Annotated in this window: 19 protein-coding genes; 3 read left to right on the top strand and 16 right to left on the bottom strand. The window is 65.1% G+C overall.

Annotated features, from left to right (window positions below; all coding sequences use genetic code 11):
- Nucleotides 1-10 precede the first annotated feature (10 nt).
- Nucleotides 11-868, top strand: a complete 858-nt coding sequence (locus tag ACQP2U_RS04800; RefSeq protein ID WP_433713574.1) for a dienelactone hydrolase family protein — start codon at nt 11-13, stop codon at nt 866-868.
- On the opposite strand, the gene ACQP2U_RS04795 is transcribed toward ACQP2U_RS04800, so the two are convergent.
- From ACQP2U_RS04795 to ACQP2U_RS04765, 7 genes are all read right to left on the bottom strand, one after another.
- Entirely contained in the window at nt 869-1,423 is a 555-nt protein-coding gene (locus ACQP2U_RS04795; protein ID WP_433713573.1) for a TetR/AcrR family transcriptional regulator, read from the bottom strand.
- A 22-nt stretch (nt 1,424-1,445) separates the two neighbouring features.
- On the bottom strand, nt 1,446-1,895 hold the full coding sequence (locus ACQP2U_RS04790) for a DUF6640 family protein (RefSeq protein WP_433713572.1): 450 nt from the start codon (nt 1,893-1,895) through the stop codon (nt 1,446-1,448).
- 436 nt (nt 1,896-2,331) lie between these two features.
- Nucleotides 2,332-2,718 carry a hypothetical protein gene (locus ACQP2U_RS04785; protein ID WP_397031586.1) on the bottom strand — a complete coding sequence of 129 codons (387 nt, stop codon included), beginning with the start codon at nt 2,716-2,718 and terminating at the stop codon, nt 2,332-2,334.
- A gap of 49 nt (nt 2,719-2,767) precedes the next feature.
- Nucleotides 2,768-4,393 (bottom strand): hypothetical protein, encoded by a 1,626-nt coding sequence (locus tag ACQP2U_RS04780; RefSeq protein WP_433713571.1) that lies wholly within the window; start codon nt 4,391-4,393, stop codon nt 2,768-2,770.
- A gap of 58 nt (nt 4,394-4,451) precedes the next feature.
- Nucleotides 4,452-4,766: a hypothetical protein gene (locus ACQP2U_RS04775; RefSeq protein WP_433713570.1), complete on the bottom strand. Its 315-nt coding sequence runs from the start codon at nt 4,764-4,766 to the stop codon at nt 4,452-4,454.
- A gap of 439 nt (nt 4,767-5,205) precedes the next feature.
- Complete coding sequence (locus ACQP2U_RS04770; RefSeq protein WP_397031580.1) at nt 5,206-5,511, bottom strand: DUF6802 family protein; 306 nt, start codon at nt 5,509-5,511, stop codon at nt 5,206-5,208.
- 113 nt (nt 5,512-5,624) lie between these two features.
- Nucleotides 5,625-5,822, bottom strand: coding sequence for a PspC domain-containing protein (locus ACQP2U_RS04765; RefSeq protein ID WP_433713569.1), 198 nt, complete (start codon nt 5,820-5,822; stop codon nt 5,625-5,627).
- Between the two features lie 174 nt (nt 5,823-5,996).
- Here ACQP2U_RS04765 and ACQP2U_RS04760 point away from each other — a divergent pair, with 174 nt between their 5' ends.
- Nucleotides 5,997-7,655, top strand: coding sequence for an ABC-F family ATP-binding cassette domain-containing protein (locus ACQP2U_RS04760; RefSeq protein WP_433713568.1), 1,659 nt, complete (start codon nt 5,997-5,999; stop codon nt 7,653-7,655).
- Here the strand turns inward: ACQP2U_RS04760 and ACQP2U_RS04755 are convergent.
- The 6 genes from ACQP2U_RS04755 to ACQP2U_RS04730 form a co-directional block, all read right to left on the bottom strand.
- Complete coding sequence (locus ACQP2U_RS04755) at nt 7,652-8,236, bottom strand: hypothetical protein (RefSeq protein WP_433713567.1); 585 nt, start codon at nt 8,234-8,236, stop codon at nt 7,652-7,654. The two genes, ACQP2U_RS04760 and ACQP2U_RS04755, sit on opposite strands and share 4 nt — an antisense overlap.
- Nucleotides 8,237-8,716: 480 nt before the next feature.
- Complete coding sequence (gene glmM / locus ACQP2U_RS04750; protein WP_433713566.1) at nt 8,717-10,093, bottom strand: phosphoglucosamine mutase; 1,377 nt, start codon at nt 10,091-10,093, stop codon at nt 8,717-8,719.
- Nucleotides 10,094-10,310: 217 nt separating this feature from the next.
- Nucleotides 10,311-10,811: a 30S ribosomal protein S9 gene (gene rpsI, locus ACQP2U_RS04745; protein ID WP_433713565.1), complete on the bottom strand. Its 501-nt coding sequence runs from the start codon at nt 10,809-10,811 to the stop codon at nt 10,311-10,313.
- Nucleotides 10,808-11,251: a 50S ribosomal protein L13 gene (rplM, locus tag ACQP2U_RS04740; RefSeq protein WP_040686710.1), complete on the bottom strand. Its 444-nt coding sequence runs from the start codon at nt 11,249-11,251 to the stop codon at nt 10,808-10,810. Before rplM ends, rpsI begins: the two co-directional genes overlap by 4 nt.
- Before the next feature lie 145 nt (nt 11,252-11,396).
- Nucleotides 11,397-13,238 (bottom strand): hypothetical protein, encoded by a 1,842-nt coding sequence (locus tag ACQP2U_RS04735; protein WP_433713564.1) that lies wholly within the window; start codon nt 13,236-13,238, stop codon nt 11,397-11,399.
- A 70-nt stretch (nt 13,239-13,308) separates the two neighbouring features.
- Nucleotides 13,309-15,915 (bottom strand): FHA domain-containing protein, encoded by a 2,607-nt coding sequence (locus tag ACQP2U_RS04730; protein WP_433713563.1) that lies wholly within the window; start codon nt 15,913-15,915, stop codon nt 13,309-13,311.
- A 107-nt stretch (nt 15,916-16,022) separates the two neighbouring features.
- On the opposite strand from ACQP2U_RS04730, the gene ACQP2U_RS04725 reads away from it, so the two are divergent.
- Entirely contained in the window at nt 16,023-17,468 is a 1,446-nt protein-coding gene (locus ACQP2U_RS04725) for a metallopeptidase (protein ID WP_433713562.1), read from the top strand.
- A gap of 284 nt (nt 17,469-17,752) precedes the next feature.
- Here ACQP2U_RS04725 and ACQP2U_RS04720 read toward each other — a convergent pair whose 3' ends face one another.
- The 3 genes from ACQP2U_RS04720 to ACQP2U_RS04710 all read right to left on the bottom strand — a co-directional run bounded on the left by ACQP2U_RS04720 (nt 17,753) and on the right by ACQP2U_RS04710 (nt 20,832).
- Nucleotides 17,753-18,598, bottom strand: a complete 846-nt coding sequence (locus ACQP2U_RS04720; protein WP_433713561.1) for an alpha/beta fold hydrolase — start codon at nt 18,596-18,598, stop codon at nt 17,753-17,755.
- The gene (locus ACQP2U_RS04715) at nt 18,598-19,362 is read right to left on the bottom strand and encodes a PIG-L deacetylase family protein (RefSeq protein ID WP_433713560.1); all 765 of its coding nucleotides are present in this window, start codon (nt 19,360-19,362) and stop codon (nt 18,598-18,600) included. The genes ACQP2U_RS04720 and ACQP2U_RS04715 overlap by 1 nt, the downstream gene beginning before the upstream one ends.
- 153 nt (nt 19,363-19,515) lie before the next feature.
- A complete protein-coding gene (locus tag ACQP2U_RS04710) occupies nt 19,516-20,832 on the bottom strand; it encodes an FHA domain-containing protein (protein WP_433713559.1) in 1,317 nt (438 codons plus the stop codon).
- Nucleotides 20,833-20,849: the final 17 nt, after the last annotated feature.

Here is a 20,849-nt window from a genome sequence, read left to right as displayed (position 1 = left end):
CGTTCACGTCGTGTCGGCGTCTGTGAAATCACTCGTGAGCACCCTGACCAGCCGGGGGCCCCACCGCGTACTGCGCGGCAATCTCGCCATCGCCGGTCAGCCCGGCGTGGTGTTCACCCCGGAGTCCGGACTGAATCTACCCGCGGTGGCCTTCGGTCACGGCTGGCTGACCAGCGCCGCCAACTATCGGGCCACGCTCGAACACCTCGCGTCCTGGGGTTTTGTGGCCGCCGCCCCAGATACCGAGCGCGGGCCGATTCCGTCACATCTCGGATTGGCCACCGATCTGCTCACCACGCTCGATATCTGCACCAGTGTTCGGCTCGGCGACGGTGCGATCAGCGTGCATCCGGACCGGGTGGCGTTGGCCGGGCACGGCATGGGTGCGGGCGCCGCGGTGCTCGCGGCCGGACAGCGTCGCGTCGCCGCAGTGGCCGCCCTCTACCCGGCGCCGACCGCGCCGTCCGCCGAGACCATCGCCCCCGATATCGACACCCCGGCGTTGGTGGTGGCGGGGGCGACCGATATCGAATCGGTGAGCTCGAACGCGATCCCGCTGACCGCCGCGTGGGCCGGACCGGCGGTATTGCGGGCGGTCGACGGGGCCTCACATAACGGCATTGTCGAAGGGCGTCGCGCGCTGGCCGCGTTGGGTGTGGGCAAGCACGAGTCCAAGACCGCGCGGACCACGCGGGCACTGCTCACCGGATATCTGCTGCACAAACTGTTGCACGACAAGACATATGCCGCGTTTTCCGATCCGGAAGCGGTTATCCCGCACACCACTGCTGTCGATCCGGAAGCGCCGCGCGAGGAGGAGAAGCCGAAGCTCCCGGTCCTTCAGCTCGCACAGCTGTTGCGTCGGTGATCATGGCCGAAGGCCGTCGAGCGCGAGCTCGATGAACCGCCGCCAATCGCCGAATCCGTCGCGACTGACCGTGGCGACCGCGCCGACGATCATATAAAGGTCGGCGACGGTCGCATCCGCGCGAATACTGCCATCGGCTCGCCCCCTGACCAGCAGTTCCGCGCCGAGTTCGGCCAGATCGTCGCGTACCGTACCGCGCGGTTCGGTATCGCCGAGTACCGCTTCGATGGTGCCGGACAGCGCACGCCCCTGCTCATGCACTTCGGCGACATGACTGAGGAAACCGGCCAGCGCCTCCCTGGCATCCGGATTCGGGAGACAGGTGCGGCGCACATGCTCGAGAATTCCGGCGAAGCGCTGTTCCGCAGCTGCCTCGATCAAGGCCCGGCGGGTCGGGAAATGCCGGTAGATGGTGCCGACCCCGACCCCTGCGGCGCGTGCCACATCGGCCATCTGCACCTGGTCACCGTGTTCGGCGAACAATGCGGACGCGGTGGCGAGGACCTGGTCACGATTGCGGGCGGCGTCGGTGCGGAGTTTTCGGTCGGTCATCATCTCCCTGTCTGCTGGCCGTAGGTTAGCCCCGGATCGGTGCGCGAGTGCGCTCGACGACGATCGCCAGCGCCAAGACGATCAGCATTACCAAGGCAATGAATAGTTGCGGGTCCATACCGATGACCTTCGTGGCGTCGGCCGCGTGCTCGGGGTCCTGGGCTGCGGTGCCAGGGAACAGCAGCGCGCCGAACATGGCCAGCCAGGTGACCGATCCGAGTGCGGCAGCCAGAAAGAACTGGGCGCGGAGGTTTCCCGATCGCTGCCATAGGACCACCAGTCCGATCGCGCCGATGAGTGTGCCCATGCCGATGTATTGAGCGTCGTGGAATTTGGCGTGCGGAGGCCATGCGGGGTTGTGCAGGTGAAGGTCGGCGATGTCAGGGATGACCAAGTCGGCGAGAAGGGGGCCGATGAGGGTGTTGAGCAGGACGGCGCCGACGAGGATTCGCGGGAGGGTCCAGTGGGCGGTCATGGGAGTCCTATCGGTCAGTCAGTCAATGAACCGGAATCCGATTCCGATTAGACGGTAGGGGCTGTGGGTGCGGACTGTCAACGGGCGGTTGGTATGCGAGTGTTCAACGGGGTTGCGACCGCACCGGCCTAGCCGGTCTCACTGGCTCGCGACCTCATTCGCCGTTCGCGTCATCTGCAAGCGATCGTTCGCATCACCTCGGCAAGGCTGTTGGCCTAGGTGTCACCCCGCCGATGCCGGAGTTTTCGGCAGGCTGACGCAGGTGTGGTTCATGGATTTGTAGGTTTGAGCTACTGCTGCCCTTGGCGCTGCTCGGAGGCGACAGACCCGCCCGCGACAACCTCAGCAAATACTTCCTCCGGCCCGACAACGACGCGACCTCGGCACGCAAGTAGCGTTGCGCTAGCCGAATCGCTGTGCGACGGAACGCACTCCCTCAGATCAGCCAACTCTTGCGACGGTAGTACTCGGACTCCGGATCATCGTCCTCATCGATCGGGGTGACGATGTCGTGGGCTTTGCGGGCGGCGATCGAACGCGCTATAGCTTCACGCTGCTCGCGAGCTTCGGTCTCCTGACGTTCCCGCTCGACCCGCGCTTCAGCTTCGAGCCGCTCCCGCTCCGCTGCCTCTGCCTCAGCCTTCGCTATCTCTTCGGCGTGGTCCTCCCAGAATCGATCCATCTCGGCGGTCGCCCGTGCCGAGAACTCACGCCCACCCCTGGCGGTGTCGGCTTGGATCTCCTGAACCTCATCCAGCAGTATCGCCATTCGCCGCTGATTCTCCTCGGCAAGACGCCTGGCTTCTTCGACGTAATTCACCACGTTGACTCTCCCTGATCATCAACAGCTGAGACGGTGCAGCGACAACGGGTCACAGCGGGCCAGCCTCGGCCAACCTGGCACCGCTATCGGCCGCCTCCTCCTGACTTCCAGTGACCGGCATCGGTTGAGGGGTGTGCTCACCGTCTTCTTCACGCTTACCTGCGGAGGGGACTCCAGGAACGGTTCGGCTACCGGGAGAGTTCTCATTCGTCGCCGGAGTGCCCTCATCGGGCTTGTCGGTGGAATCCGGCGCTAGCTGGTCGCCGGGCGTGGCGGATTCGCGGTCTTCGACTTCGGGCTCATTGGTGGAGATGATCGGATTCCCCTTGTCATCCAGCTTCACGCCGTATTCATGGGTCTTACCGTCCGCGTCCACTACCACGAATTTCGGCTGACCATCCGCCCCGATCTCTACCTTCATATGCTTCCCACCGAGATCGAACTCGACAATCGACTTGTCCTTCCTGTCGTCGCCGTCCTCATCTTCGGTCTTCGTCTCGAGAGACTTGGTCACTTGCTCGATCGCGGTGTCAACACCCGACTTTATCGAGGTACCGAGCGAAGTAAGTCCTTGACTGATGGTTTGCGCCAGCGAGCTCAGTTGCGAAGCTGATTGCGTGAGACTGGCGAGCCCCTGTAGGGGGTTGCTGGAGGTCGAGTTCGTGGTCGTGGGCGTCGTCGTAGTGGACGGCGTCGTTGCGGTGGACGGTGTCGCAGCCGACTGCGTCGTCGTAGTGGACGCAGTGGTTGTCGGCGGTTCCTTGCTGGTGGGTGTCTCTGTAGTGGTGGGCGACTCTGTCGTCTTCGGCTTGGCCGGTTCTTCCGGAGCTGGATACGACTGTTCGGATACCTGCGCCATCGCATCGGTCAGATTCTTGTACTGCTGCTTGAAGAAACTATCGACCGTGTTACAGATTTCGACATATGAACTCAGTTTGCGATCAAAATCTGGCTTGAAAACCTTTTGAAGCCAGTCATCCGTCACCTGATGAGCCTTTTTGCCGTACTCCCCCGTCATCAGATTCTGACTATCAGAGTTTATAAAACCCAGCGTACTCTTATGGATCTTATCCTCGGGAACAGCGACTTCTGGGAACACCCGCCCCAAGTCACGAACCTGATCGGCATTTATCCATTCGCGCGCCTCGTGGACATCGATAATGAGCTCGACGTCCTCCGGTGTCTTGCCATCAATCTTGACGACTTTACTGCCACCCACTGGCCCTTCGAGCAGTTCCTTCGTCACATATGCCTTCACGGCAACCGACGTGCGAAGCGAGCTCGTCATTTCCACTATGACATTCATGGCCGTGCGGGCATGCTTTCGATCTTCGTCGGCTTGGGCCAGTTGCTTGGTCAGCATGTCCATCGCGGAACTCGCAGCAGTCCCCGTCCAGAGTGTCGGCAGTGTACGCGCGTATCCCTGCTGGGCATCCCACTGAGCGTCCGCCTCCGCCAAGGCGGTCTTCAACGCTTCACCGGTCTGCTCCAGCTTCGAGACCTTCATACCCTTCTGTTCGTCATACAGCGCCAACATCGTACTGACATCACCCTTGCCGCCATTACCGCCGAATGCCCGTTCATAAAGAGGCATGAACTTTATCCAGTACTGAAGACCATAATTACCTTCGGTCAGGATCTCGTCGATCTCCTTGCCCTGCCAAGGAACTGTCATAGCCCCGAACCCCCCTGAAATACTGTGCCGCCAGTTCGAATACCTACTACTCGCGTGATCATTGCTTGTCCGTCTCTGAAGCACGCGCCCGATCGATTTCGGAATAGATCACCACGGATGCACCGAGTGCGTTGCCGAGGGCTGTAGTCGCGTCGCTCCAATTCTCGAGCCATGCGTCGATCCGCTCCAACCCGCTGTGCACGGCGATGCCCTCTTGCGAGTAGTTTCGTCCTGCCTCATCGTTGCCTACACCGAACATGTGGTCAGTTACGCGCTTGGCCTGATCCTTTACGGCACTCGCAGACCGTCTGAAGTCACTGCCGAGCGCTCCCAGCTCGCCGGTCTTGACGCCCATCTTGTCCGACTCAGCCACGCCATCCCCTCCATCCCTGCTGCACCCGATACGACCATCGGCGACTCATTCGCGCGGATAACCGCTTTATCTCTTCTGACGCAGCTGGTCCATGTTCGGTTCCATCGCACGGGGTGTCAGCAGAAATTTACTGGGTGGGTCCGGCGGCTACAACCGGCCGTCGACCCGGCAGCCACAGCACACGGCATCAATCGCGGTCGAAGAGTGATTCCGCAGGTTCCAATGATCCGCACGTGAGTCGCGCGGATCATTGCAGCCTGCGGCCGGGTGTACCCACGAAGGGTTTGGGTTGTGGGGGCCGTTGTCGGACAGTGTAATTGGGTGTCGGGTGGAGAGGAACCCGTCGAGATGCAGTCGACAAGGAGCTGTGGCTACTCGATGTGACGAGCGCGGCCCGGCCCCGAGAGCGAGGCCGGGCTGAATCGAGGCTGCTCAGCGGCTAGTGCCCGATCTTCCCCTGATCGGTCCGCACCCACTCCGACGTCCCATCCGGATGCCGATGGAACTCCCATGCGGAGTAATCGCCGTCCTTCTCGACCACGGTGACCTGGTCGGCGATACCGTCGTGGTCCCAGTCGGTCCACACCTGCATGGCTTCGGGGCCGGTGGTGGTGATGGTGTCCAGGGTGCCGTCGCCGTCGATGTCCTGGGTCGGGTGGTGCAGTTCCACTTCACCGAGCCCGTCCAGCGAAGAGGATGCGTCGATGCCGGGATCCATGCCCGGGAATTCACCTGAGGTGATCATGACTCCTCCTGCTCGGGACTCGTGTGGGTGACACGGCGGTCGATCGGTGGGTACCGGTCCATAGTGTCATCCGCGAGTCCCGGACGCAGCGCCCAGCCCCTAATTGTCGGGGATCACTTTTTCGGAATGATCAGCCACAGAACCAGATACACGACGAACTGCGGTCCCGGGAGCAGGCAGGACAGGACGAAGATCAACCGGACGACGTTGGCGTTCCAGCCGAAGTATTCGGCTATGCCGCCGCAGACACCGGCGATCCACTTGTCGTTATTGGAGCGCGTGAGTCGGCGGGTGGGCGCGGGGGCGGTCATTGTGGTCCCTCTCTGATGATGTTCGGCTACGACATCAACTCTGCCGGGGAAAACCGCGCCGCACATCGGTCGCACGACCTATGCCGACCCTGATTTCCGCAGGCTATGGACTCAGGGTGCAACCCCGAGCACGGACCCCTCGGTGCCGACGTGCAGCACGGACACGGCAGACTCATGCTGGTGAGCACCACTCTGCACGCGCGCGGACTGTCCGCGGGCCACGGCGAACGCACCCTGTTCGACGACCTCGATTTCACCCTTGCGCCGGGTGATGTGATCGGTTTGGTCGGCATGAATGGTGCGGGGAAGTCGACGCTGCTGCGCATGCTGGCGAACCGCTCGACACCCACCGGCACCATCACGCTGTCCCCACCCGACGCCACGGTCGGGTACTTGGCGCAGGAGCCCGAGCGGATTCCCGGCGAGACGGTGCTCGAATTCCTCTGCCGGCGAACAGGTGTCGCCGACGCGCAACGCATCATGGACGCTGCGGCAGAACGTTTGGCCGATGGCGACGAGGATGAATATTCACCGGCCCTCGAGCGCTGGCTCGCGCTCGGTGGCGCTGATCTGGATCAGCGGGCCGAGGAGGTCGCAGCGGACCTCGGACTCGCGAAAAGCTTGGCGAACGGCCTCGACACCGTGATGACCGGACTCTCCGGCGGCCAGGCAGCCCGCGCCGGACTCGCATCGGTCCTGTTGTCCCGCTTCGACATTCTGCTGCTCGACGAGCCCACCAACGATCTCGATCTCGACGGCCTCGCTCGGCTGGAGCAGTTCGTGACCGGCGTGCGGGTGCCGCTGATGGTGATCAGTCACGACCGAGAGTTCTTGGCGCGCACGGTGAATCGCATTGTCGAACTCGATCTCGCGCAGCAGCGGGTCGGGATCTACGACGGCGGCTACGAGGCGTATCTGATGGAGCGCGAGATCGCCCGCCAGCACGCCCGCGAGGCCTACGAGGAGTACGCAGACACCAAGGCTGGACTCGAGACCCGCGCCCAAATGCAGCGCAACTGGCTCGAACACGGCGTCCGCAATGCTCGACGTAAGGCGCGCGACCCCCGCAAACTCGACTCCGACAAAGCGGGCCGCAAGATGCGCGCCGAATCCACCGAGAAGCAGGCCGCCAAGGCCCGCCAGACCCAACGACGCATCGAACGTCTGGATGTGGTCGAGGAGCCGCGCAAGGAATGGGAGTTGCGCATGTCCATCGCGGCCGCGCCACGCAGCGGCTCGGTGGTCGCCACGGTGGCGAATGCGACGCTCACCCGAGGGGAGTTCGAGCTCGGCCCGATCACCACCCAGGTCGACTGGGCCGACCGTATCGTGCTGACCGGCGCCAATGGTTCGGGTAAGTCCACACTCTTGGCCCTGCTGCTCGGAAAAATCCAGCCCGACAACGGAACTGCCACACTCGGCTCCGGCGTCGAAATCGGCGAGGTCGACCAGGCACGCGGACTTTTCCGCGGCAGTGCCGCCCTCGCGGATACGTTCAGCACCGAAATGCCCGACTGGCCTGACGCCGAGGTCCGCACCCTGCTAGCCAAATTCGGCCTCCGCGGCCCACATGTTCTGCGCCCCTGCGAAAGCCTCTCCCCTGGCGAACGCACCCGCGCCGCACTTGCCCTCCTCCAAGCCCGCGGCGTCAACCTGCTGGTCCTCGACGAACCAACCAACCACCTCGACCTGCCCGCCATCGAACAACTCGAGCAGGCAATCGAATCCTTCGAAGGCACAATGCTTTTGATCACCCACGATCGCCGTATGCTCGACTCGATCACCGCAACCCGCCGCTGGCACATGAACAACGGCCGCCTCACCGAAAGCTAGGTGACCTCCTCCAGCGCGCGGGTGTCGGCCAGGGAGATCAGTTCGGCGGCTTGGGTGTAGCCGCGGCGTCTGTGGTGGCGCTGCAGTTCGGTGGTCAGGGCTGTGCGGGAGATGCCCAGGCGCAGTGCGGATTCCAGCGTTGCCAGGGCTTCGGGGCGAGGGGCGGTGCGAGCTACGTCGATTGCGGTTCGGGTGGGATTGGTGGCCGCAATGCCGTGGGTTAGTTCTAGTTCGGCCTTGTCGATGCGGTCGCGGTGCACGACCAGGCGGCAGGAGCGCGAATCCTGAAGGCCCAGTACGTGGGTGGGTTTGCTGGGCGGTATTGCCAGACCGTGTAGTTCGGCGGCGGTGTGATAGGCGGCGATCAAGGTCGGTACTCCCATGGATAGTCGGGCTGCTTCGACGCGGAGTTGGGGCGAGGGTGGGGTGGCTGACTCGCGGAAGACGCCGCGGAAGACACGGACCCATTCGCCTCGGTCGAGCAAGGTTCGCATTTCCACGCGGGTGTATTCGCACAGCACCTGCCATGAGGTGAAGACCCCGAATTGCTTGTCCCGTACTTCTTCCAGACCTGGTCGCATACGCCGACTATGGGCGATCCCGAACCCCGACCTCGATGCCCGACCAGCACAAACAGAAAGTCTGTGGATAACCGGTTTCCTGTGGACAAATCGCCACGCCGCCAGAGAACTTTCGAGCCTCATGCTGTCGGTCGACCACGCGACGCAGCCAGGTGACATTCAGGCCAGCCGATGAGTCGCTCGAGCTGGGCTGAGAATCATCCGACTTGTCAGCTGCACCATATGGCTTCCCCTGCATAGCCAGCGCAGCAAACGTCCCCGATTCCCATGAGCGCTGTTCAGGCGCACGCCCTGGTGCGAGCCCAGGGCTTGCCAGCTGAGACGACAGTGCGCGGCTGCCACGCGCACCAGCTGCCGTGCGACTGCCCCACCGAACCGCAGCAGTGATCAGCGCATGCAACCATCAAACGCACCCGACTGTCATACCGAGCACGCACCAGCGATCAGGAGTACGGGTGGCCGACCTTACCGCTGACGCGGCTATACCGCAGCGACGCGCTTGGCCAGATCGTCGGCCAGTTGCTGGGCTTGGACGGGGTCGGTGGCCTCGACCATCACCCGGACCAGTTGCTCGGTTCCGCTGGGGCGCAAAAGGATTCGGCCGGAGTCCCCGAGCACTCGTTCGGCTTCCGCTACCGCCTCGCGGATCTCGGTGGCCGCGGCGACCGTCGCCTTGTCGGTGACCGGAACGTTCACCAGAACCTGCGGCACCGTCTGCAGTACTGAAGCCAAATCGGCCAGCGTGCGACGCGTCTGCGCCATGCGGGCCATCAGTTTCAATCCGGTGAGGATGCCGTCACCGGTGGTGCCGTAATCGGGGAAGACTACGTGGCCGGATTGTTCGCCGCCGAGGTTGTAGCCGCCGCGGCGCAACTCCTCGAGGACGTACCGGTCGCCGACAGCGGTGGTACGCAAGGCGATTCCGGCTTCGCGCATCGCGATATGCAGGCCCAGGTTGCTCATGACCGTGGCGACCAGTGTGTTCTGGACGAGCGAACCGGTCTCGTACATGGCCAGGGCGAGGATGGCCAGGATCGCGTCACCGTCGACGACGGCGCCGTCGGCATCGACGGCCAACGTGCGGTCCGCATCGCCGTCGTGTGCGATGCCGAGGTCAGCGCCGTGTTCGCGCACCGCGTGCTGGATGTGTTCGAGATGCGTTGAGCCGCAACCGTCATTGATATTGAGGCCGTCCGGTTCGGCATTGATCGCGATGACCGTCGCACCGGCCGCGCGGTAAGCCGCGGGTCCGACCTCGGAGGCCGCGCCGTTCGCACAATCCACGACGACGGTCAGCCCGGACAGATCCTGTCCGGTCGCCTCGACCAGATGCTCGACGTACCGCTCGTGCGTGCCCGACTCGCTGTACTGATCCGAGATCACCAGGCCGTGATCGCGGGCGCCGGAAGCGTTCAGCACGCGACCGATTCCCGCCCCGATCGGCCGCAGCGTGGCGCCTTCGGCGATCAACGCCTCGATCCGGTCCTCCACCGCGTCGTCGAGCTTGTGCCCGCCGGCCGCGAAGATCTTGATTCCGTTGTCCGGCATGGGATTGTGCGAAGCCGAGATCATTACGCCGAGGCATGCGTCGTACAGACCGGTCAGATAAGCCACCGCGGGAGTCGGAAGAACGCCTACCGAAAGCACATTCACACCCGCGGCGGTCAGGCCGGCGGTGACCGCGGCTTCGAGCATCTCACCGCTGGCGCGTGGATCGCGACCGACCACAGCGAGCGCGCGCTCTTTGCCGCGACTCAGGATCTGCGCGGCGGCACCGGAAACCCGCAGCGCCAGTTCCGGACTCAGCGATTCATTGGCAAGCCCACGGACTCCGTCGGTGCCGAACAAACGTCCCACTACCCTCGCCCCTCATCGTAGATCTGCGGCGTGCGCGACGGGCACGGAGGCGGCAGCCCGCGTAACCACGCAGGGCCCCGCAAACGCCGCAAATAGATACAGCACGAGAGCAGGCGCCCAGCTGTGCTGGAAGCCTGCTCTCGCACAGGTGCCCCGCCGACCGTACCGTCTCCGACACCTGCACGGTGTCGGATGACGGTGGCCGACGTAGCCAAAATCAGCGCTTCGAGTACTGCGGCGCCTTGCGGGCCTTCTTGAGGCCGTACTTCTTACGCTCGGTGGCACGCGGGTCACGTGTCAGGAAGCCGGCCCGCTTCAGGGCGGGACGGTCATCCGGGGTGACCTCGATGAGCGCACGGGCAATGGCAAGACGCAGCGCACCGGCCTGGCCCGAGGGGCCACCGCCGACAAGACGCGCGTGGATGTCGAAGGACTCGGTCCGCTCGACAGTCACCAGCGGCGACTTGACCAGCTGCTGGTGCACCTTGTTCGGGAAGTAGTCCTCGATGGTGCGGCCGTTCAGCACGAAGTTGCCGGTGCCCGGCAGCAGGCGCACGCGAACGACGGCCTCCTTGCGACGACCGACGGTCTGCACCGGACGGTCGATCACGACCGGGGCGTAGCTGGCGGGCTCGGCCTCGTAGCCGTAGTCCTCCTCGACGACCTCGACGTTGGCGTCCTCGGTGTAGTCCTCGTTGAATTCCTCAGGAGCGGTCACTGGGCCACCTGCTTGATCTCGAACGGAATGGGCTGCTGAGCGGCGTGCGGATGCGTCGGGCCCGCGTAGACCTTCAGCTTGCCCGCGATGGCGTTGCCGAGCTTGTTCTTCGGGATCATGCCCTTGACGGCCTTCTCCACGAGACGATCGGGGCGCGACTCCAACACCTGACCGACAGTGCGCGACTTGAGCCCGCCCGGGTGTCCGCTGTGGTGGTGGATCAGCTTGTCCGCCTTCTTGTTGCCGGAGATGGCAACCTTGTCGGCGTTGATGATGATGACGAAGTCGCCACCATCGAAGTTCGGCGCGTATGTCGGCTTGGTCTTGCCGCGCAGCAGATTCGCTGCCTGGACGGCGAGACGGCCGAGCACTACGTCAGTGGCGTCGATGACGTACCACTTACGGGTCACGTCACCCGCCTTGGGGCTGTACGTAGGCACAGTGGTTCCCTGTCTGTAGTCGGTGTTGCCAGCCACGGCGTGCAGTCGAGTGAGTTCCCGGCGGCCGGTGGAGACCCGGGGCTCGACGTAGTGCCACACGCCAACGGGCAACGATACCAGCCATGCCCCAGCGGTATGAAACCGGTCAAATCTCGATCGGCGGACCGTGGTCGATCGCACCGGGCGGCCCAGGGACGACGTAGCGGGGGACGTCGATGCTCGGCTGCGCGCACTCCGCGCCCGCGGCATCGAATCCGGGGTCGGCCTGTTCCGACACCAGACCCGGATCGTATCCGCGAGCCGCGGCAATGCCCGCACGCTGCTCATTGGTGACGTATGGGGTCAACGGGCAGGAGACCGGGGCCCCGGCGACCGAAGCGGCCAGTTCGGCGCGGTCACCACCGGACGGCATGGCCATCGCGGCCAATGCGGCGGCACCGGCCACCGCCTGCGCGCCGAACAACTTGCCCCAGCGCTTGCCCTTGCGCGGTTTGTCCTCGTCGTCCGATTCGCGGGGGTGCCATTCCGAACCGCTCTGCGGCGGTTGGTCCTGCGGCGGCTGGTAGGGGCCTCGCGGCCCCAGCGGCGGCACCGGCCCTTGCGACGGTGGCCCCTGGGGCGTGGGCGGGCGACCGATAACGGTGGGCCGCTGTTCTTCCTGATACTGCCCGGGCGGGCGGGTGAATCGGCTACCCAACTCGGCGAGGTTCGGTGGCAAAGACTCCCGGCTGACCCGAGTGGTCGGCTCTTCCCCCGTCGGCTCGGTCGCCGGCCGCACCGTCGGATATCCGGGCCCGTACTGCACGACCGGCGGATGTGTCCGACCGGTGTCATGAGGCCCATGCCCCCGGTCAGGCCGGACTTGCCCCTGATCAGAATGCACCGGCCCTTGGTCGGGACGCCCCTGTTCCGGCCTGCCCTGCTCCGAACGAGACGACACCTCCCGCCCCTGCAACGCCTCCGCCTGATACTGCGCCGACGATGCCTGCGCGGCCTCCGCCTGCTGCTGCGGCGAAAGCTCCTGCTGCTGCAGCGAAAACGCCTGCTGCTGCGCCGAGTCGGCCTGATACTGCGCCGAGTCCACCTGCCGCGCCCGCGGCTGCGGTGCCGGCTCGGCATGGCGCCCCGCCGACTCCGGCTCACCGTTCTCGTTGTCGGTCACCAGCAAGTGCGAAGCCCCGAGCACCAGTGCGTGCATCGGGTGATCGGCCACGTGCAGCCGGTGCCCGAGGTGGTTCTGGAAGGCCAACCGCAGTGCATCGTTGAAGCAGACATTGCCGGACAGCAGCACCGTCGAGGTGTCCGCGCCGATCGAGCGGGCCGCGGCCATCACCTCGATCACCACATTGTCGGCCGAACGCGCATCGCGCATGGCCTCCGCGGTGACCGGCACGTCGACCGATTCGGTCGGCTGCTCATCGTCGCCGTGCACCGCGACGACCAGCATGGTCCGCCCGTCGGAGTACACCCCTGTCGCGCCGATGCCGTGTGGATTGCGATCGTCCGGGGACCGCACCAGGCCGAGCGCACGCACATATCCCGACAGCGCGACGCTTTCCGGCAGCGGTTCGACCGTGACGTCCAGCCGCTCGACCAGGTCGACGTATACATCGACCTTCGCGTCCGGCCAGCCGTCCGGAAACGGCAGCGCGACCAGATCCGGTTTACCGCGCAGATACTTGCCGACGGCCGCGAGCGGGTTGTACATGCGGGCACGGAAGACCAACTCGGCGGGCCAGGTCGCACCGGCCACCACGATCTGCGGATGGCCGAGGATGTCGCGCACATCGGCGATCGCCATCCCCAGATCCGGCCGCTGCCGCTCCACTCCTGCGGTATGCAGCCGACCCGACGAATCCGCCAGCAGATATGCCGGCGGCGTGTACGTACCTTCTACTTGCACGGGGCGGATAGGTGTCCCGCCGCCGCCCGCGGCAACGGACACCACATCCCACCCGAGATGTACTGCCCCAACTCGCACCGTCACAGGCATAAGTGTGCCTGTTGCGCGAGCGACGTGCTTACCGCATCCGGTGAGAACCCGCCTGAGCAGCCCGTCACGCGTTCGACTTCCGCAACCGCAACCGGCGCCAGGTGATAATCGCCAACACCGCGGTTATCGCGACGAGCAGGCCGATATCGAGATACCAGATATTCGGCTCGTGCTTCCACAGCGCATCGGGTTGCGCGTTGGCGAACAGTGTCCGAATATCCACCGTCGACGCACCGGCCGCATACCCCCACCGTGACGGGAACAGCCACGAGATCTGTTCGAGTACCACTCGGTTGGTCACCGGAATAAGACCGCCCGCCATCACCAGCTGGACCATGATCATCACCACGAGCATCGGCATGACCTGCTCATTGGACCTCGCCAGACTGGACAGCAGCAGGCCGAAGACCACACAGCACACCGCGGTCAACGCGATATCGAGATAGAGCTCGGCGGGCCCGTTCGGGATCACCGAACCCTCCAGCGGCGGCTTCTTACCGACCAGTGTGATGCCGACCAGCACCGCCGCCTGCAGGAACGCCGTAATGCTGAATATCGCGATCTTGGCGAGCAAATATGCCGAAGGCAGCAGCCCGACCGCGCGCTCGCGATAGAAGATCGTGCGCTCGCCGACCAGATCGCGCACGGACAGCGTTGATCCCATGAAGCAGGCGCCCAGAATCAATACAACGAGCAGCTGCTGCGTCTCGCTGCCCCCGGACGGGACGAACAGCACCTCATTACCGCTCTGTACTTGCTCCAGCGGACCGCTCTGGAAACCGTTACTGCCCGGCACTACCAGCGAAAGCGCACCGAGGATAAAGGGCAGGATCACCAGGAACGCCAGATAACCGCGGTCGGCGAAGATCAACCGCACCTGCCGTCGCGCCAGGGTGGAGAACTGCTTGGCACGCCCGGATTGCGGCGGACTGCCCGCCGACCCCTGCCGCGGCGGTGCTGGCGGTGGCGGCGGTGGCGCGAAGGCCAGCCTGGATCGATACGCGGCGAATGCCTGATCCGGATTCGCGGCCACCCGCCCGAAGATCTCGGCCCAGTCGCTGGTGCCCATGGCCGCGCCGACGCTGGCCGGATGACCGCAGAAGGCGGTCTTGCCACCGGGCGCGAGCAACAGCACCTGATCACACATGTCGAGGCAGGCCACCGAGTGGGTGACCACGATGACGGTGCGCCCGGCATCGGCCAGTTCGCGCAGCATCGTCATCACCTGACGATCCAGTGCCGGATCCAGACCCGAGGTCGGTTCATCCAAGATCAGCAGGGACGGACCGGTGAGCAGTTCCAGCGCCACCGACGCGCGCTTGCGCTGACCACCGGAGAGCCGGTCGACCCTGGTGTCGGCATGCTCGGTGAGCGAAAGTTCTTGCAGCACACCGTCGATCACCTTCTGACGGTCGGCCTTGGAGTTGTCTGGCGGCAGTCGCAGCTCAGCCGCGTAGCCGAGGGCCTGACGCACGGTGAGCTGACGGTGCAGCACATCATCCTGCGGCACCATGCCGATGCGGGAACGCAGCGCCTCGTATTCGGCGTGGAGGTTGCGGCCTTCGAAGGTGACCACACCGCCGGAGGGGTGTGTGTTGCCCGCGATCAACTTCGACAGCGTCGATTTGCCCGCGCCGGAAGGTCCGATGAGTGCGGTGAGGGTGCCCCGCCCCGCCTGCATATTCACATCGACGAGCAACTGCTTATTGCCTTCGACGGTGAACCCGACGCCGTGCACGTGCAGCCCCTGTTCGGCGACCGGCTTCTGCCGATGTACCAGCGTGCCCTGCTGAACGACGAAGTCGATATTGCCGATGGTGATGATGTCGCGCTCGCGCAGCACCGTGCGCTGCTCGCGATGGCCGTTGACGAAGGTGCCGTTGGCCGAGCCGAGGTCCTCGATGGTCAGGCCCTCGGATGCCGCGACCAGGCGGGCGTGCTTGCGCGAGGCCAGCGGATCGTTGACGACGATCTGATTGTCGGAGGTACGACCGATATTGAGTCCGCCCGGCGGCAGGCGATCACCCCTGGCGATCGGCGCTGTGGACGGGCGCGTGCGGATCGGCGGCAACATCGAACTGTCGGCCTTGAAGGTCATATTGACGTTCGGCTGCTGCGGTTGGGAGGGCGGTGGCTGCTGGGGTTGCGGCTGCGAAGGTGCTTGTGCGGGTTGCTGTTCTGGGCGTTGCTGTTGCGGACGCTGCTGCGACGGCGGCTGTGAAAATGGTTGTGGTGGGTACTCCGGACGCTGCTGGGACGGCGGTGGCGCCTGTGGTGTCCGTCGCGGATGCTGGTACCCCGGCGGCACCGACGACTGCGGTTGGGATGGCGGTTGCGCCGCAGGCGGCCGGGCCGCCGGCGTCGCGGGCAGCAGATGCAGTAGCGGACCACTGATCGCATCACCGAGGCGCACCTGCGTTGGCCGATTGATCGGCACCGGCTGATTCAACCGCCGCGCATCCACGAAAACGCCGTTGGTGCTGCCGTTATCGGTGAGTACCCAGCTGGTGCCCTGCCAGGCGAGCGTCGCATGCACCCGTGAGACGAGCGGACTGTCCACGAAGAGCGTCACTTCCGGTGCGCGACCCATCGTGACCTGTTGATTCGAATCGAAGACCCGTTCGGTTCCATCATGGCGCACGGTGATGGTCTGCGCCCCCGGTGAAGACATGCAGCGGATACTATTCCATCACCCGGACTTCGGCGGTGCCCCCGATGCGCCTTTTGCCCCGATCCGGAGACCGTTACGAACGTGCGACCGGCCGACTAGGGGGAGCCTTGCCGAAACTCCGAGCGACCGCAGTCATTGCCGTAGCCCTATGCGTAATCGCGATGTTGGCGGGCTGTACTCGCGCGGTGCACGGTCGAGCGGTTTCGGTCTACGACGATCCGTTCAAGGTCGCCGGACTACCCACCACGAGCGGTCCGAACGGGCCGCGCGAAGGCGTTCCCGACAGCTCGCTCACCGCGGTGAACGGCGACAGCGGCGAGGTGGATGCGCTGGCGCTCAACGCGATCGACGATATTCAGGCATATTGGCGCGCCGAATACAGCAAGGATTTCGAAGGGGAATTCAAGCCGGTCGACAAGCTGATCTCATGGAGCGCGAAGGCGCCGCGCAGCCAGGCACTCGAATTCTGTAAGGAATCCACCTATCACCTGGTGAACGCCGCCTACTGCCGACTGGACAACTCGATCGGGTGGGACCGCTCGGTGCTGTTGCCCACCATCGAGGACACCTTCGGCAAGATGGCCGTGATCATGGTGCTCGCCCATGAATACGGACACGCCATCCAGACACTGGCGAAAATCGTGCAGACCAAGGATCCGGTGATCGTCAAAGAGCAGCAGGCCGACTGCTTCTCCGGTGCGTTCATTCGCCATGTGGCCGAAGGCAAATCCAAGCACTTCACCATCAATACCTCCGACGGCCTGAACTCGGTGCTGGCCGCGACCGTCGCCATTCGCGACTCCAATCCCGACGATCCCGAGAGCGTGCACGGTTCGGCATTCGAGCGGGTCACTGCCGTGCAGATCGGCTTCACCGATGGCCCGAAGGCGTGCAAGGCCATTGATATGCACGAGATAGACCGCCGCCGCGGCAACTTGCCGCAGAGCTTCAAGGATGATCCCGGCCACGGCGAGAATCCGATCGACAAGGACAGTCTGATCGAGCTCAGTAAGGCACTCGCGGTGATCCTGCCGCTGAAACAGGCGCCGACCTTCAACTACTCCGGCGCGAAGATCGACTGCAAGAACGGTGTTGCCACACCGCCGGTTTCGTATTGTCCGGCCAAGAACACCATCGCGACCGATGTGCCCGCGCTCGCGCAGCGCGGCACGTCCGATGCCGATGACAATGATCCGTTGCCGGTCAAGGTGACCGGCGATTACAACGGCTATGTCGTCTTCATTTCCCGCTACACCCTCGCCGTGCAGCAGGCCAACGGTCAGCAGCTCGTCGGAGCGAAGACCGGATTGCGCGCGGCGTGCCTCTCGGGTGTGGTCACCGGCAAGCTCGCGCAACCGGGCCGGACCCAGGAACAAGGCGATATCGTCTTGGCCGCAGGAGATCTCGACGAGGCGGTCTCCGGACTGCTCGCCGACGGGCTCGCGGCCAGCGATATCGAGGGCAAGACCGTACCGAGTGGGTTCTCCAGGGTCGACGCGTTCCGCGCCGGGGTGCTCAACGGCGAGCACACCTGCACGTCACGGTATTCATAAGCTCCCCGGCTCTCAGCACCTACAGGCGCCGGACTCACGCGTCTGGCCATTAGCGTTTGCTGCCGCGCGCGAATGGTGCGACCTGATCTGCCAGTTGCACGGGTACCAGGCGAGTTCGACGCTGCCCTGTGGTCGAGTGCGCGCCGGACGCCTCCGCTCTTCATCGAAGCAGTCGCCTTGAAAGACGCGGCAGATGAACAGCTTTCGCCCGGCACGGTCATCGTGGCGCCGCGGCAATATGTCAGGTCGGTGTGGGCGACCTCGCTCGCCCGTGCGGGCGGAGCCTAGAAGAGATTCGGCGTCGTCGGCAGCACATCGTCGAGAAATGCGGTCACCATCGGCGCCAGTACGGCTGACTCGCCGAAGATACCGAGATGCGACGTCGCCGGCAGAATCACCAAGCGCGCGGGCGGAACCCTCAGCAGCGCCCCTGATGCCGCCGCTTCCTCATCGCCACCACCGCGCAATTCGAACATCGCCAGCGCATGCTCGGGCTTCAGTGCATCCGCATCACCGGCGACGACCATCGTCTTCGCGGAAATCGAACGCATCTGCGCGTCGCTGATGTTCTGGTCATTGACCCCCAAGATCTTCATCTTTTCGAGATAGGCGTCGAACGCCGCGCCGTCCGGGGTGTGCTCCCTGAACGCCTTCTCGACGGATGTTCCGGCAAAGGCTGCGGCGCTGAGACCCCTGATGCCCTCCAGCACCGACGGGTACCAGCCGTCCTGGCGGTAGGTGGCCGACACCGAGACCAGTTTGTCGACGAGCCTCGGGTGACGGAGCGCGAGCTGCAGCGCGACCCCGCCGCCTTGCGAGTAGCCCAGCGCATCCGCGCGCTCGACCTGCAACGCGCGTAGCAGCGCCGCGGCGTCATCGGCGAACTGCTCGTAGGACATCTCGCGCGGAGTGTCCGGGGTGCGGCCGTGCCCTTGCTGATCGAAGACGACGACGGTGCGCGTGCTCGCGAAGGCGGACACCCACGACTTCATCGAGTCGGTGGACATGAACCCGCCGGGAATGAGCAGCAACGGAGACGTCTTCGACGTGCCGAGCTCGCCATACACTTCGTAATAGATGCTCAGACCGTCGAGTGGCAGATGACCGCTGCTCGAAGGCTGCGTTGCCATCACTTCGACGAGTCCTGCGTGTCTTCGGTGGCGAATTCCGGTGGTGCTTGCAGGTCATGGGCGCGGAACAAGACAGCGTGCTCGACGCCCATGGCCTTACCGCTCAGCGCGGTGAACTGCGGGATGAAGTCCTCGGGGGCGGGGTGGTCCGGGAGCGCGGCCAGGTACGCGGCGTGCGCCTCGAGGGAGGCGACGCCGCGGCGCAGCGGCTCACCCGTGACCTCGACGCCGTGGGTCGCGGAGCCGGCGAGTCCGGGGACGACGTACCAGCGCACGGAGTGCGGTTCGAGGTCGTCGTCGATCTGCTCCGGGAAGACCCACCGGTTGCCCGCGTCGCGCACCGCGTCGAGCGTCGCGAGCCCGGCCGCGCGGTGGTCGGCCTGGTCGAAGCCATAGGGCGTCTCGATTTCGTAACCGGCGCCGAGTACGACATCGGGCTTGAACCGGCGGATCTCCCGGCAGATATCCCGGCGCAGGTCGAGGCCGTAGACGAGCACGCCGTCCGGATGTTCGAGGACGGTCAGGTGCTCGACGCCGACGACGGCGCAGGCGGCCCGCTGCTCGGCGACGCGCAGGCGAGCCGTCTCCTCGGGACGGTTCGGCATGCCGGCCTCGCCGCGGGTGAGCAGCAGATAACCGACTTCGATGCCACGCGCGGTCCAGCGAGCGACAGCCGCGGACGTGCCGTACTCCATGTCGTCAGGATGCGCGACGACACAGAGCACACGCCGGAAGGACTCCTCGGGGAGGGCAGGCAATGTCATGTCGGCCATCGTCGCGCGTCGCGGGCCCGCTGTCCTGCCTTTCAGACGCGCCCGACGATGCTCGGGCGGCGGACGGCGAGCCGGGCGGCGTGCCCTGTTACCCATGTCCGGACGAAATCAGTTGCCGCGTTGGGCAGATGCGCGGGACAACCCTCAGCCGAACGGTGGGGGCGCGGCCGGCTCGAAGCGCAGCACCCGGTTGCCGATCATGATTTCGGTGCCGGGTATCAGGCCCATCGGCTGGTTGGGTGGTAGGCGGATCCAGTCGCGGTAACCGGGTAGGCGGGTGCGGGTGCCATTGGTAGAACCCCGATCCACCAGGGACACATCCCAATTCACCAGCAGCACCTCGGCGTGCGCGCGAGACATGCCGCCCGAGGAGTCCTCGACCTTCAGCGGCACCATGCCGCGGCGGGCCTGTTCGGAATGTTCCGGATCGCGGCCGAGGACCGCGTCCGCGGCCAGCATGTAGGTCATACCGTCGTCGAGGACCAGCATGCCCAGCGGCGGGCGGACCACTTCGATCAGCTGCTGCGTCTGATCCACCGGCATCCCGCAGACCGTGCAGAACGCCGAGCGCGGATCACTCGGATGCGCACGCGCGCACTTGAATCCCATCACCTTGACGGTCAGTGCGGTGGACTTCGCGGTGGCCTCCAGCCTGCGTTGCAGATCCGGATCCGGGCGCGGGGCCGGATTGGTGCCGCCCGTTTGGGTCGGTGCGTGATGCGGGTCGACCGGTTCCTGTTCCTGGAGCGAATCGAGCATCGCGGTCGAGGCGCGGGTTTCGGTCAGCTGTGGTTCGGGCACGGGGTGCGGTTCGGGCGCGCGACGCTGGGTCGGTCCCGAGTCGATGCGCGCGGTCGGTGGTCTCTCGGGCCGCAACGATTCGGATCGACCACGTACCGCATCGGACCAGACGATCGCACCGCCCGCCTGTGCGATTCCCTCGACCAACCAGCCGATTCCGCGATCAGCTGGCAGCTCCGGAATGCGGCCATCGAGATCGTCGACGAAGAGCGCGACCGCTCGTGTGGGCAACGATGCGACCCGGTCCACCGTGAAGGCGGCATCGCTGCCCCGATAGCGCTCGCTTGTGCCGTCATCGGCGAGCATCGCGGTGACCCCGCCGTGCAGGAAGATCGCCACCCCGCCGGTCTCGGCAGCGGACAGGATGCCGAAATCGATCGGCTCACCTGGACTGATCCGCTCGGCATGCGTCATCAGCCAGCGCGTTGCCGCGCGCGCGACCAGTGCGCCCGGTCCTTCGGGATGCTGTTCGGCGGCGTCGCGCACGAGTTCGGCCAGCGATTCCAGCGCGATGACGGCGGGTGCGTCCGCAGTGGGGCGACCATGCCCACGATGTGCGACGACCACCACCGCACCCGCGACCCGAGCGACGGCGTGACCTCCGACAACGACCTCAACCTGCCGATCCTTCAACGGAATCGGCCTTCCAGAGGTGCGCATCGCGGGGTCGTCGCCAC

Origin of the sequence: Nocardia sp. CA-084685, from assembly GCF_050955785.1 — a bacterium.
In the GTDB taxonomy this organism is placed as follows: Bacteria; Actinomycetota; Actinomycetes; order Mycobacteriales; family Mycobacteriaceae; genus Nocardia.
Note: the sequence above shows the minus strand (reverse complement) of the source record. Positions and strands in the feature narration are given on the sequence as shown.

Bases quoted from the DNA above. Each gene is read 5' to 3' on its own strand.
- ACQP2U_RS04790 (WP_433713572.1), bottom strand. From the start codon at position 1,895: ATGACCGCCCACTGGACCCTCCCGCGAATCCTCGTCGGCGCCGTCCTG.
- ACQP2U_RS04730 (WP_433713563.1), bottom strand. From the start codon at position 15,915: ATGTCTTCACCGGGGGCGCAGACCATCACCGTGCGCCATGATGGAACC.
- ACQP2U_RS04765 (WP_433713569.1), bottom strand. From the start codon at position 5,822: ATGACCGCCCCCGCGCCCACCCGCCGACTCACGCGCTCCAATAACGAC.
- ACQP2U_RS04710 (WP_433713559.1), bottom strand. From the start codon at position 20,832: ATGCGCACCTCTGGAAGGCCGATTCCGTTGAAGGATCGGCAGGTTGAG.
- ACQP2U_RS04720 (WP_433713561.1), bottom strand. From the start codon at position 18,598: ATGGCAACGCAGCCTTCGAGCAGCGGTCATCTGCCACTCGACGGTCTG.
- ACQP2U_RS04755 (WP_433713567.1), bottom strand. From the start codon at position 8,236: ATGCGACCAGGTCTGGAAGAAGTACGGGACAAGCAATTCGGGGTCTTC.
- ACQP2U_RS04715 (WP_433713560.1), bottom strand. From the start codon at position 19,362: ATGACATTGCCTGCCCTCCCCGAGGAGTCCTTCCGGCGTGTGCTCTGT.
- ACQP2U_RS04780 (WP_433713571.1), bottom strand. From the start codon at position 4,393: ATGACAGTTCCTTGGCAGGGCAAGGAGATCGACGAGATCCTGACCGAA.
- ACQP2U_RS04760 (WP_433713568.1), top strand. From the start codon at position 5,997: ATGCTGGTGAGCACCACTCTGCACGCGCGCGGACTGTCCGCGGGCCAC.
- ACQP2U_RS04770 (WP_397031580.1), bottom strand. From the start codon at position 5,511: ATGATCACCTCAGGTGAATTCCCGGGCATGGATCCCGGCATCGACGCA.
- ACQP2U_RS04795 (WP_433713573.1), bottom strand. From the start codon at position 1,423: ATGATGACCGACCGAAAACTCCGCACCGACGCCGCCCGCAATCGTGAC.